The sequence below is a fragment of the Pseudotabrizicola sediminis genome, assembly GCF_004745575.1.
In the GTDB taxonomy this organism is placed as follows: Bacteria; Pseudomonadota; Alphaproteobacteria; order Rhodobacterales; family Rhodobacteraceae; genus Pseudotabrizicola; species Pseudotabrizicola sediminis.
Window position 1 is genome coordinate 255,920 of the sequence record NZ_RPEM01000006.1, and the last position, 12,542, is coordinate 268,461.

Genomic DNA, 12,542 nt, shown 5'->3' on the forward strand with positions numbered 1-12,542 from the left:
GTCAAAGCGTCCCGTGTGTTTGGGTGAACTGGTCCAGCACCGCCTCAAGGCGGATCAGATTGTCGCGCGCATAATCGCGGTAGTCTGCGCCGGGGGCAGCGAGGTGAATGTCAGAGACCATTGCCCACATCGCCTCTCGCAGCAGGCTGGCGCATTGCATCGCATCAAAGGCGCGCTGAAAGGCGGCGTCGGGGGCATGGCCAAGGTAGGACTGCAACAGGGCTGCGGTTTCGTCAGATGTCATCCCCGCATTGGAAGACACCCCGGCAAGATCGAACATCGCCGTGCCGAACCCCGCGTATTCATAGTCGATCAGCCACAGCCGGCGACCGTCATCAAGGATATTGGCGGGCAGCAGATCATGGTGGCCGAAGATGATGGGCAGCGGGATCTGCACGGCCTCCAGCCTCTCGGACAGCGCCAGAAATCGTGGCAGGTCAGGCGAAAACGGACTGTCGCTTGCCTTGATGGTGCAGGCGTAGTCACGGATTACGTGGAACGGCCAGAAGATATAGGGCGTGCCCTGGATGTGCCGCGCCATGCCATTGTGAAACCGGCGCAGAAGCGCGCCAACCCGGTCAGGGGCGGCACGCACATCTTCGGCCCCCCATGTCCGCGACGGGACGAATTGCACCACGCTGACACCGGGGGCCGCATATTCCACCGCCGGGCCAAAGCCTGCGGCATGGGCGGCGCGCGCGGTTGCCACCTCGCGCGCGCGGTCCACGTGGTGAAACGGAAAGTCGCGGCCAAAGCGGGCGACATGCTTGCCCGCCGCGTCGGTCACCAACCAGCTTTCGTTCGACAGTCCACCCTCCAGCGGCACCGCCGAGGGCGTGCCGGTCCAGCAGGGCAACGTCAGGATGTGCGCCGGTGTCGTCATGCCGCACCCTCCAGCCCCAGCTGGGCGCGGGCGCGGCGGGCAGCGGCAGACAGCAGGCGATCAGCGATGATGGCGATAAAGGCAATCGCCAGCCCCGCCACCAGACCATTGCCGGGGTTGGCCTTGGTCAGCGCGATATAGACATCCTGCCCCAGATCGCGGGTGCCAACCAAGGCTGTGATGACCAGCATCGACAGTGCGAACATGATGGTCTGGTTCAGACCCAGCAAAATCTCGGGCAGCGCCAGCCGCAGGCGGATGCGGGTCAGGATCTGCCAGGGCGTGCAGCCCATGGCCCGCCCCGCCTCGATCAGCCGCGGGTCCACCGATTGCAGGCCCAGCACGGTGTAGCGGATGGCGGGCGCGATGGCATAGGCCACCACCGCGATCATCGCAGTGAAGTCGCCGACACGGAACAGCATGACGATGGGCATCAGGTAGACAAAGCTGGGCAGGGTCTGCGCCGTGTCGATCACGGCGCGGGTCACCGTCCACAGCCTTTCGCGCATCGCCACGGCGATGCCGATGGGCACGCCGATGGCCATGGCGATCAGGGTGGAAATGCCGCACAGATAGACCGTGATCATCGCCTTTTCCCATTGCCCGGTCGCGGCGATCAGAAAGGACAGGCCGGATGTCAGCAGCGCCAGCCGTCCCCCGCCCAACCGCCAGCCCGCCACCCCCAGCAGCAGAACCACCGCCAGCCATGGCAGGCCCAGCATGAACCGCTTCACCGGCACCAGCAGCCAGACAAGGAAGAAGGTCTTCACCGCCTCCAGCGTGTCGAAAAAGGTGATGTTGATCCACTGGACGGCCGCCGCCCAGAACGGGCTGGTCGAAAGCCGGGCCGCGTCAGGATAGGTCTGCACCGCCGGAATCAGCAGACCGATGATGAAGGTTGTCACGACCAGCACAGCAGCGGCAGTCACATAGGGATGCCGCCGGATCAAGGGCCCCTTCCGCCCCGGAACGGCACCGCGATGCGCCACGGCCTGACTCAACCGGTCCAGCGCAATGGCCAATGCCACAATCGCCAGCCCCGCCTCCAGCCCCGCGCCGAAATCCAGCCGGCGCAGGGCGTTGAGCACATCAAACCCAAGCCCCCCCGCGCCGATCATCGAGGCGATGATCACCATGTTCAGCGACAGCATGATCACCTGATTGACCCCCACCATCAGCGCCTCGCGCGCCGAGGGGATCAGTACCCGCCACAGCGTCTGGCGCTTGGTGCAGCCCACCATCCGGGCCAGATCATGCGCTTCCTCGGGCACCCGCGACAGAGCCAGCGTGGTGATCCGCGTCATTGGCGGGGTGGCATAGATCAGCGTGGCGATCACCGCCGCCGTGGGGCCAAAACCGAACAAAATCAGGATCGGCACCAGATAGGCGAAGACCGGCATGGTCTGCATCAGATCGAGCAGCGGTCGCAAGGCGCGTTCAAACCACGGATGCCGCCACGCCAGAGTGCCGAACAGCAGCCCACCGGCCACGCCCAGCGGCACCGCCACCAGGATCGAGGCGAGCGTCACCATCGCACTGCGCCACTGGCCAAACACCGCGATAAACGCAAAGCACGCTGCCATCAGCAGGGCCAGGCGCAAGCCCCCCGCCCAATGCCCCAGCGCCGCCATCATGCCGATGACGGCCACCCACGAGATGGGCGGTACATGCTGGACCATCACCCCGCCGGTCTGCTCCTGCACCCCGTTGGCCAGCAGCCCAAGCGCCAGCTGATAGGGTTTGTCCACCAAGGCGGCGACGGCGCGGGTGACATCGGAAAACGCCACCGGACCAAGGCTGGCATCTTTCACCAGCCAGGTTATCGCGGCTCCGATCCAACGCGCGGCAGGGATCTGCCACGTCGTCGGATAGTCAAACGCCATCGGCAGCAGTGTCTGCCCCCACAGCCAAAGCGCCAGTGCCAGCGCCAAGGCCATACCCCAGATCAGCCGCCCATCCCCCGGGCGCATGGCGGGAAAGGGCAGGGCGGTCATGCCTCACCCCCCAGCAGCAGACGGATCACATCGTCGCGCGCGACAGTGCCGATGGCGCCACCATCTTCGGTTACACCGACATGAGCCGCACCTGACAGGAACGACGGCCCGGCCTCTGCCACCGTGGCACGGGCTGGCAGGCAAGGCATCCCCTCTGGCACTGGGCCGGGGGTCACCAGTGACGCCAGCCGCACGACTTTTGCCTTTGGCACCGCGCGGGTGAATTCGCGCACGTAGTCGGTGGCCGGGTTCAGAACCAGATCTTGGGGCGTGCCAACTTGCACCACCGCACCATCCTTCATGATGGCGATGCGGTCGGCGAGCCGGATCGCCTCGTCAAAATCATGCGTGATGAACACAATCGTCTTGTGCAGCCGCGACTGCAGCCGCATGAACTCGCCCTGCAGCTCCCGCCGGATCAGCGGGTCCAGTGCCGAAAACGGCTCGTCCAGAAACCACAGCTCCGGTTCTGCCGCCAGCGACCGCGCAATGCCGACGCGCTGTTGCTGCCCGCCGGACAACTGGCGGGGATAGGCGTGTTCGCGCCCCGACAGGCCGACCAGCGTGATCATCTCCTCCGCCCGGGCCTCGCGTGCGGGGCGGGGCATGCCCTGGACCTCCAGCGGAAAGGCCACGTTGTCCAGCACCGTCATATGCGGAAGCAGCGCAAAATGCTGGAACACCATGCCCATCCGGTGTCGGCGGATCTGCGTCATCTCGGCATCCGAGGCGGTCAGCAGGTTCTGGCCGTTGAACAGGATTTCGCCCGCCGTGGGTTCGATCAGCCGCGAAAGGCAGCGCACCAGTGTCGATTTGCCAGACCCGGACAGGCCCATGATCACAAAAATCTCGCCCCGCCGCACCGTCAGATCGACCGCGCGCACAGCGGGCACCAGCCCGAGTGCGGCCAGCCGGCCAGCGTCCTGGCCCGCCGCGGCAAGGTGCTCGGCGGCGCGCGCCCCGAACACCTTCCAGACATTGCGGCAGATCAGGGTATCGGGTCCGGGCGTCATGGCGCTTGATTACTGGGCGACCCACCCGCTCCATGTCGGCTCATTGGCGGCAATCCACTCGGCGACCACAGCCTCGACCGTTTTGCCGTTCAGATCGACCTCGGTGATCATCGCGCCCATCTGGTCATTATCGATGCTAAAGGCGGAAATCGCCTTGTGCGCGCCGGGCCATTTGTCTTTGACGCCGGACCACCCGACTTTCCAGATATCGCCAAATGGCTTGCCGCAATCATAAGCGGCATCAGGGTTTCCGCCCCAGGCGGGATCGGTGTAGCAGGCGGCGTCATAGGTCGGAAATTCTACCCATTCGCCTTCATACTTGGCCGGGGCCCAGTGCGGCGCATAAATCCACAACAACACTGGGGCCTGGCGCTGATAGGCCGACTCCAGTTCGGCAAACAGCGCGGCATCTGTGCCCGCGTGGATCACCTCGAACGGCAGCTCCAGCGCCTCGATCCGCTCTTCGTCAAAGCCGCCCCAGGTGACCGGGCCACCCAGATACCGCCCGTTCGGCGCGGTTTCCGGGGTTGAAAACGCCTCGGCGCAGGCGGGGTCTTTCAGCGCTTCCCAGTTCGGCAGGCCAGGGCAGGCCTCTTTCATATAGATCGGATACCACCATTCCTCTTTCGCCTGCATGCCGGTGGGACCCAGTACCTCGACCCCGCCAGTCGCTACGGCGGCATCCATCGCCTCGCGCCCTGTGGTTTCCCAGATCTCCATCGCAACATGCAGATCACCGGTTTCCAGCCCGGCAAACTGGGCCAGATAATCGGCCTGCACATATTCGACATTGTAGCCGCCCTTGCGCAGAACTTCGCCCATCAGCTGGGTGGTGATCAGCTGGCCGGTCCAGTCGTGCAGGGTCAGTTTGATCGGGTCGGTTGAATCCTGTGCCAAGGCGGTGGTGGCGCAGAGCATGGCGGCAAGGCTGAGGGTCAGGCGCATCGGTCACTCCCTGTTGTGGAACGGGGCCGCATGGGCGGCCTGTGGGTGGGTTCCGGGCGCTTGGGGCGTGAAAGCAGGCCTGCGCCTTCTGATAAGGTGATTAGCGCGCGTCACGCAGGCAGCTGTCAACGAAAAATTGGGAAATCTGTGGGTATCGTGACCGCATGTTTGTAAACTGGTGGCAAAGCGGGCAGGATATTCGGTATATCCACACGCCAACCACAGGACGCCGCCCCATGCTGACACCACGACACAGCGCGATTCTCAAGCTGTTGGAAGGTCAAGGGCCACAGTCTGTCACCGTGCTTGCCGATCTGTTGGAGGTGTCGGGCGAAACCTTGCGCCGCGACGTGCGGGCGCTGGCCGATGCCGGGGCGGTGGTGCGGGTGCATGGCGCGGTCGGGCTGGCGGGTCAGATGGGCGAAGCGCCGTTTCACCGCCGCATGCGTGAAAATGCTGGGGCAAAGCAGGCCATCGCCCGCGCCATGGCCTTGCAGATCGCCGATGGCGACTCGCTGATGCTGGACACCGGCACCACGACCAGTTTTCTTGCGCGCGAATTGTCTGGCCACCGGCGGCTGACCGTGGTGACCAATTCGTCAGACATCGCCCGCACGTTGGCCACCAGTAACGGCAACCGGGTTTTCATGGCGGGGGGGGAATTGCGCGGCGATTCCGGCGCGGCGCTGGGGGCCTCGGCGCTGGCCTTCATCCGGGCCTTCGCGGTACAGCACGCCATCATCTCGGCCGGGGCGGTCGATGCAAGCGGGGTGATGGACTTTGACCTGCAAGAGGCGGAATTTGCCCGCGCCGTTCTGGCCTGTGGCACGCGGCGGGTGGTGGTGACCGATGCCAGCAAGTTCGGACGGTGCGGATTTATCCGGGTGACCGGTTTCGACGCGGTGGATGAAATCATCACCAATGTCGCTCCGCCTGACGATGTGGCAGCAGCCCTGTCGATGGCGGGCACGCGGGTGCTGCTAGCCGCGGCGCAGGACAACGGCCAGTGACGGGATGGTCCCGGTCTCGCCGGGCATCGAGACATAGGGGGCCGTGGCTTCTACCACTGCCACGCCTGCCATCGTGGTCAATATCGTAGAGAAGCCAGCATCCCAAAGCGAGGTTTTCACCGTCAGCACCATCGGCCCGCCTGCCCTTGTGATACGGATCAGTTCAGGCAAAGCCTCGGCCCCGACATGGCCGGTGGTAAAGACACCGGTGGAAATCACGGCTGCGAAGGCCCCATCGGCAAACGGTAACGGCTGGCCAAGGGCCAGCTGATGCAGACGCGCATAGCTTCCCTTGCTGCGCGCCACTGCCAGCATGCCTGCCGACAGATCCAACCCTTCAACAGGCGCAAAGCCAAGGATGCCCAGCCAATCGCCCAGCAGACCGGTGCCGCAGCCCGCATCCAGCACGGGCCCTGTCCCGCGCGGCGCATGGCGCGCCAGCAAAGCGCAGCCAATCGACGGGTGCCGATACCCCGCAGCCGCCATTTCAGCATCATAGCTGGCGGCCCAGGCATCATAGGCGGCGGCCACCTGCTCGGGGGCTTGCGCGTCATAGACTTTGCCGAGGTGGCCATCGTGGTGACCGATGCTCATGGTGGACACTCCTGTGTTCTGGCGGCTAGCTTGGTTCAAGGTGCTGGGCAAGGCAACGGGGGAACAGGCATGCAGGATGATATCGCCGGGTTGATCGCGGGCATTCCGGCCCTTGCCGGATGGAACGATCCGGCGCAGCGGCTGGGCGGCCTGACCAACCGGGTGTACCGGCTGGGTGATGCGATCCTGCGGGTGCCGGGCGAAGGCACCGCCGGCTACATCGATCGCGACGCCGAGGCTGTTGCGGCAGTGGCTGCAGCGCAGGCCGGGGTCAGTCCGGCCGTGCTGTACAACGACCCGGCCAGTGGCATCATGGTCACCCGATATGTCGCCGGAACAGTGACCATGACGCCGCACGCCTTCCGCAATCGCCCCGGTGCCCCTGCCCGTGCCGCACTGGCCTTGCGCCACCTGCATCAGTCGGGGCAGGTCTTCGCCACACGGTTCGATCTGTTCGCCATGATCGACGATTACCTAAGCTTGCTGTCGGACAAGGCTGTGGCGCTGCCGGATGGCTATCACGCCGTGCTAGAGGAGGCAGAGGCGGTGCGCGCAGCACTGGCCCGCAACCCTGCCCCGGTGGTGCCGTGCCATTGCGACCCCTTGTGCGAAAATTTTCTCGATACCGGTTCACGCATGTGGATCGTCGATTGGGAATATTCGGGCATGAATGATCCGATGTGGGATCTGGGCGATCTGTCGGTAGAGGCGGAATTCAACCAAGGTCAGGATGACGCCATGTTGGACGCCTATTTTGATGGCCCCGCCCCGGACCACGACCGCGCGCGGATGGTGATTCACAAGGCGATGTGTGATCTGCTTTGGACCCTGTGGGGTCTGATCCAAGTGGCCAACGCCAATCCGGCAGATGATTTTCATGCCTATGCCAACACGCGCTTTGCCCGCTGTCGCAGGCTGATGGCCTCTGCCGTCTTTGGCCACCATCTGGCGGTGCTGCAGGGCAAGTAACGGGCAGCCCCGCGGGGCTGCCCGATCTCTTAGCGCGGTTCGTTCATCAATCCGCGCACGATGGAATAGCAGGCAGCCAGCAGAACCAGCGTGAACGGAAGCCCGGTCGAGACCGCCATTGCCTGCAAGGCTGCCAGACCACCGCCCAGCAAGAGCGCAATCGCCACCAGCCCTTCAAACGTGGCCCAGAACACCCGCTGCACCACCGGCGCATTGGTCTTGCCCCCGGCGGCAATGGTGTCGATCACCAAAGACCCGGAGTCGGACGAGGTGACGAAGAACACCACCACAAGGACGATTCCGATCAGCGAACTGATCCCCGCCAGCGGCAACTGGCTCAACATCTCGAACAGCTGCAGTTCCAGTGCGGCTTCTTGCACGCCGGTAAAACCGTCGTTGACCACCTGCGAAATGGCGCTGCCGCCCATCGCCGTCATCCACAGGACCGAGAACAGACTTGGAACGATCAGCACCGCGATCAGAAACTCACGCACCGTCCGCCCACGCGAGACCCGGGCGATGAACATGCCGACAAAGGGTGACCAGCTGATCCACCACGCCCAGTAAAATGCGGTCCAGCCCGCGGCAAAGTTGGTGTCTTCGCGGCCAAAGGGGTTGGCCAGAGCCGGCAGATACTCACCATACGCAACCAGGTTGCTGAAAAAGCCCGTGAAGATACTGGCGGTCGGGCCAAGCGCCACGACAAAGATCAGCAGCGCAATGGCAAGGAACATGTTGACCTGTGACAGAACCTTGACCCCGCCTTCCAGCCCGCGAACGATCGAGATGATCGCCAGCAGGGTGATGAAGATGATCAGGATGATCAGACGGGAATCCGCCTGCCCAAAGCCGAACAGGTAGTCCAACCCCGCTGCTGCCTGCTGCGCACCGATGCCAAGCGAGGTGGCAAGCCCGAAGATCGTGGCGAAGATCGCCATGATATCAATGATATGCCCGGGCCAGCCCCAGATCCGCTCGCCAAAGATCGGGTAAAAGGTGGACCGCAGGGTCAACGGCAGCCCCTTGTTGTAGGAAAACAGCGCCAAAGCCAGCGCCACAACGGCATAAATCGCCCAAGGGTGCAGGCCCCAGTGAAAGATCGTAGCCGCCATGCCCAGACGCGCGGCCTCTGCCGGGTCGCCAGCTGCGCCCCCCAGCGGCGCCCAGTCGGTGCGCGCGCCGGTGTCATCCAGCGTCACGCCCCCCAGCGCTGCCGTGTAATGCGACAAAGGCTCTGACACGCCATAAAACATCAGGCCAATGCCCATGCCCGCGGCAAACAGCATCGAAAACCATCCGACATAGCCGTAATCGGGCGTGGCGTCCGGGCCACCAAGGCGGATTTTGCCAAGCGGCGAGACGATGAGGAACAGGCACAGCAGAACAAAGATGTTGCCCGCGATCAGGAAGAACCAGCCCATATTCCCGGTCAGCCAGTCACGCATGCCGGTGAACACCGGTTCTACCTGGTTCTGGAATGCCAGTGTCAGGATGGTGAAGGCCACGATGCCAAGCGCCGATATGCTGAACACCTTCTGGTGAAAATCGAACTGCAGCATGTAGCTTGGCGCCACATTGTCCTGCCCGATGGAATAGTCGGTGACGATGATCTCGGTCTCGCCCTCGGGTTCAGGGATTGCTTCGATGTCGCTAATGGGTTCGTCGTCGCGCTGTGGCGCGTTCGGGGTGTCGGTCATGATGTCCCTCTAATGGTTTCAGACCCGGCGCGGTTTACGCTGGTTTTACCCGTCAGCAGCTGACGGCGGGTCCTCCCGGATGGAGCGGCCTGCGACCACAGGCCAAGTTCGGACGCGCAGTTGTGTCAGCGTTCCTGCTGACAACGCGCCCATGCGAAGTTCGTGCCACCCAAAGGGCGGCGCACGGGCGGTTTTCGCTGATTTGGACAAAAAGTTCAACCGGTGGATGGAACAAGTGTGCACTGTCTGCCCTGTGCGGGCACCCAAACGGCGACCGTCAGCCCGTTTTCTGCCTACGCGTGATGACCGAAACATGGGGCTGATATTGACGTCAGCGAGGCACGCCTTTCTCAAAAGCGGAGCCGCGGGCCCTTCGCCACGCGGCTCTGTCTGTGATGTGATGTTATCGAGCGGAAACGGCCGTCGCTTCGGGGCCAGTCACAAAGCGGCCGAAATAACCCTGCGCGCGCAGGACCGCCGCGCCGAACAAAAGAAATGCGATCTGCACGCCGAGATGGCCCGACAATATCCAGACATAATCACCGGGGGCGGCATGGGCACCAAAGTGTTCGCCCATTCCATGCGTGACCCGCAGGGTCAGGATGCCCAGCGCCGTCATCAGCCGCACGATGATCGTGAGGGACGGGACACCTTCGGCATTGGTGCCACGCTGCGCCATCGACGCCAGTCCCAGAACGAAAGCGACGTTAAGTGTCATGGCGATGGCCAGAGGCAGTGTCGTCAGCTGGCTTTCGCCGTTTGTGGTGCGCAGCTTCTGGTAAGCTGGCGACTTGCGGAAACTGGCCATCTGGCCAAGGTTCCAGATCAGCAATGTGACATTCACGAAGGCCAGCCCCGCGATCGCGACCATGGCGACTGCCATCGTGGTCTGCAGCAGCGGATCACCTGTGGCCCAGGCGCGGGCAAGATCTTCGAGCACCGGCACCTGTTGCCCGGAATGCGGCACCTACATGTAAAGCCACAGAAAGAACGACACCGCCAAACCTCCGGCTCCGACCGAAGACAGAAAGTACTGGGGCACCCAGGTATCTGCGGGTCTGGCAGTTTTGGTTATGGTCGCGTCATTTCATCGGATCAGCACGGTAAACGCGCCCACAAGCCACGGGTGCGGGTGCGTCAGACGCGGATCTTGCGGAAAAACAGCGACTGCACGGTGTAGACAAGAACAGCCGCCCCAACGGCCCCCATCCCGGCCACCCCTAGCAGGACGATCACATCGACCGGTCCACCGATGTCGCGCAGGTGCGAGTTGGTCATGACCTGAACGAACAGCACTGCCGCGACCGCGCCGAAGGGCATGGAAAGCTGTGCCAGCAGGAATTTGCGCCACGCGATTGACCGGTCGCGGATCATGACGAAGAGATAGGCCAGGGTGACCACGATGGCCGCAAGGACCATCGCCCAGAACAGACCCCGCCCGAAGATCTCCTCGAACACAGCGATCAGGGTTTCGATTGTCAGCTCTTGCATGGTGCCCTCCTCAGGCCTTGCCGCGCAGCATGGCGTTATAGGTGGCCTTCAATGCCACCTCCTTCATCAGCCAGCTGATCCACAATTCTTCCAGCGGCGCGATGAGTCCGGGGAAGGACGGGACCAGATTGTTGTGATAGTCGAACTCGATCAGCATGGCGCGGCCAACACGCGTGATCATCGGGCAAGAGGTATAGCCGTCATAGACTGCCGTCCCCTCGCGCCCCTCGATGGCGGCTACAAGGTGATCTTCAACCACCGGGACCATCCACTTGACGCTGGCCGCCGTCTTGCCCTTGGGCACGCCCGCCACATCGCCCAAGGCAAAGACCTCGGGGTAGCGCAGGTGGCGCAGGGTTTTCATATCCACCTCGACCCAGCCCTGATCCGTCCACTTGTCGGTCCAGGACAGCCCAGACTGGCGGATCACTCCGGGCGCGCGTTGTGGCGGGATGGCGTGCAGATAGTCATAGGGCATTTCGACATCGGTCTTGGTTTCCACCTTGGTGGTGGGATCGACCTTGGTTTCCACAAAGGTGGCGCGCCGGGTGCCGGGGTCGATGGCTTTCAGAACACGTCCGTAAGCGCTGTTGAAGCCGCGGTCTTCGAACAGCATCCGCAGCTTTTCATGCACGATCGGCACGGAAAACAGCGCCTGCTGCGGGGCGGCATAGTGAATTTCATACTTGCCTGCGCCCACACCCCGGCTGGCAATGTCGTCGATCAGAAAAGTGTGCTTCAGGGGCGCACCGGCGCATTTCATTTCGGTGGCCGGGCGGGTGAACAGACCCACGCCACCCTCTTAGGTGAATTTCGACGCGGCCTCCCAGGTTTTCGCAGCATAGTGCGGCCCGGCATACAGCGCGCCAATGCCATTCTGATCCACCATATCCAGAGAGAAGCCCTCGATGGCATCATGATCCAGCACAAGGCCTGGGGCCACGACGAGGAAATCGTAAGGAATGCTCTGCCCGCCCGTTGTCGCCACTGTTTTGGCAATCGGGTCGATGGCGGCAGCGTGTTCGGCCACCAGCGTGATACCTTGGGGCAACCAATCGGTGGTGTTTGAAACGGTGTATCCGGCAGGCTTCAACCCGGCAGCCACCAAGCTGAGCCCCGGTTGGTACAAGTGTTCGGCGCGCGCGTCGACAAGGGTGATCTTTGCCCCGTCCAGCCGCATCACCAGATGGTTTACAAGCGCGGTACCAGCGGCCCCCGCTCCGATGATGGCGATCCGCGCTTAGGTTGCAAGACGTGCGGCTTTGGCTGGCACACCAAGTGCGGCGACTGCCACCCCTGCGGCGCCAAGCCCCAGAAGGGCGCGGCGGGACGTTGGAAGACAGGGCATGGTCATGGGCATCTCCTCCTCGATATCCTGCATTTTAGGCCAACGTTTTGCGGTCGATACTTGATCGGGATCAGCCGCATTCAAAAAGTGGAATGTTTTGTGGTCGCAGTGCGCGAGGCGTCCGGTGCGACCCCCGCCGCAAACCCCAGGCTTGGTTGCGCGCCAGCCGCTGTGCGCAAGCAAGCATCGGCGGTGCTGCCCGGGATTGTCAGAGATCGGACGCGACTCTGCCTGCGTTAGACATCTGTGGCGCAGTACACGCGATACAGGGTTTCCAGCAGCGCGCGGACTTCAGCACTGGCAAGGCTGTAATAGATCGTTTGTCCATCGCGGCGGGTAACCACAAGCCGCAACGCCCGCATCTTGCCAAGATGTTGTGACAGAGCGGCTGGGGTCAACTGGACGATCACGGCCAGATCGCCTGCCGACTTTTCACCGGCCAAGAGCGAACACAAGACCAGCAACCGTTTGGGGTTGGCCATGGCAGCCAGGGTTTCAGACACTTCTTCAGCCTTTGTTTCAAGGGCTTTCATATCTTCAAGGCTGATATCGGTTTTCATGATTGACATTTAAGCACTTTCGAAAGTAATAAGCAATA

General features: G+C 63.1%; 13 protein-coding genes. 2 read left to right on the forward strand and 11 right to left on the reverse strand.

Translation table 11 applies throughout. The features are described 5' to 3' along the window. Position 1 precedes the first annotated feature (1 nt). The 4 genes from EEB11_RS10905 to EEB11_RS10920 are packed head-to-tail and all read right to left on the reverse strand — an operon-like array spanning position 2 to position 4,835. Complete coding sequence (locus EEB11_RS10905) at positions 2–883, reverse strand: phosphotransferase (RefSeq protein ID WP_135431240.1); 882 nt, start codon at positions 881–883, stop codon at positions 2–4. Next, positions 880–2,877 (reverse strand): ABC transporter permease, encoded by a 1,998-nt coding sequence (locus EEB11_RS10910; protein ID WP_245298864.1) that lies wholly within the window; start codon positions 2,875–2,877, stop codon positions 880–882. The genes EEB11_RS10905 and EEB11_RS10910 overlap by 4 nt, the downstream gene beginning before the upstream one ends. Beyond that, on the reverse strand, positions 2,874–3,890 hold the full coding sequence (locus EEB11_RS10915; RefSeq protein ID WP_135431242.1) for a quaternary amine ABC transporter ATP-binding protein: 1,017 nt from the start codon (positions 3,888–3,890) through the stop codon (positions 2,874–2,876). The genes EEB11_RS10910 and EEB11_RS10915 overlap by 4 nt, the downstream gene beginning before the upstream one ends. 9 nt (positions 3,891–3,899) lie before the next feature. Further along, on the reverse strand, positions 3,900–4,835 hold the full coding sequence (locus tag EEB11_RS10920; protein WP_135431244.1) for an ABC transporter substrate-binding protein: 936 nt from the start codon (positions 4,833–4,835) through the stop codon (positions 3,900–3,902). A 236-nt stretch (positions 4,836–5,071) separates the two neighbouring features. On the opposite strand from EEB11_RS10920, the gene EEB11_RS10925 reads away from it, so the two are divergent. Then, positions 5,072–5,845 (forward strand): DeoR/GlpR family DNA-binding transcription regulator, encoded by a 774-nt coding sequence (locus tag EEB11_RS10925; protein ID WP_135431246.1) that lies wholly within the window; start codon positions 5,072–5,074, stop codon positions 5,843–5,845. Here the strand turns inward: EEB11_RS10925 and EEB11_RS10930 are convergent. Continuing rightward, positions 5,816–6,439 (reverse strand): class I SAM-dependent DNA methyltransferase, encoded by a 624-nt coding sequence (locus tag EEB11_RS10930; RefSeq protein WP_135431248.1) that lies wholly within the window; start codon positions 6,437–6,439, stop codon positions 5,816–5,818. The two genes, EEB11_RS10925 and EEB11_RS10930, sit on opposite strands and share 30 nt — an antisense overlap. 69 nt (positions 6,440–6,508) lie before the next feature. On the opposite strand from EEB11_RS10930, the gene EEB11_RS10935 reads away from it, so the two are divergent. Next, positions 6,509–7,408: a phosphotransferase family protein gene (locus EEB11_RS10935; RefSeq protein WP_135431250.1), complete on the forward strand. Its 900-nt coding sequence runs from the start codon at positions 6,509–6,511 to the stop codon at positions 7,406–7,408. Positions 7,409–7,437: 29 nt separating this feature from the next. Here the strand turns inward: EEB11_RS10935 and EEB11_RS10940 are convergent, their stop codons facing one another. From EEB11_RS10940 to EEB11_RS10960, 6 genes are all read right to left on the reverse strand, one after another. Next, the gene (locus EEB11_RS10940) at positions 7,438–9,105 is read right to left on the reverse strand and encodes a BCCT family transporter (RefSeq protein WP_135431252.1); all 1,668 of its coding nucleotides are present in this window, start codon (positions 9,103–9,105) and stop codon (positions 7,438–7,440) included. A gap of 403 nt (positions 9,106–9,508) precedes the next feature. Next, complete coding sequence (locus EEB11_RS10945) at positions 9,509–10,045, reverse strand: hypothetical protein (protein WP_167852718.1); 537 nt, start codon at positions 10,043–10,045, stop codon at positions 9,509–9,511. A 197-nt stretch (positions 10,046–10,242) separates the two neighbouring features. Beyond that, positions 10,243–10,596 carry a DUF5368 domain-containing protein gene (locus EEB11_RS10950; RefSeq protein WP_135431256.1) on the reverse strand — a complete coding sequence of 118 codons (354 nt, stop codon included), beginning with the start codon at positions 10,594–10,596 and terminating at the stop codon, positions 10,243–10,245. Between the two features lie 10 nt (positions 10,597–10,606). After that, complete coding sequence (locus tag EEB11_RS20310) at positions 10,607–11,389, reverse strand: NAD(P)/FAD-dependent oxidoreductase (protein WP_354002094.1); 783 nt, start codon at positions 11,387–11,389, stop codon at positions 10,607–10,609. Between the two features lie 9 nt (positions 11,390–11,398). After that, entirely contained in the window at positions 11,399–11,830 is a 432-nt protein-coding gene (locus EEB11_RS20315) for an FAD-dependent oxidoreductase (protein WP_354002095.1), read from the reverse strand. Between the two features lie 350 nt (positions 11,831–12,180). Next, positions 12,181–12,513 (reverse strand): ArsR/SmtB family transcription factor, encoded by a 333-nt coding sequence (locus tag EEB11_RS10960; RefSeq protein WP_245298865.1) that lies wholly within the window; start codon positions 12,511–12,513, stop codon positions 12,181–12,183. Positions 12,514–12,542: the final 29 nt, after the last annotated feature.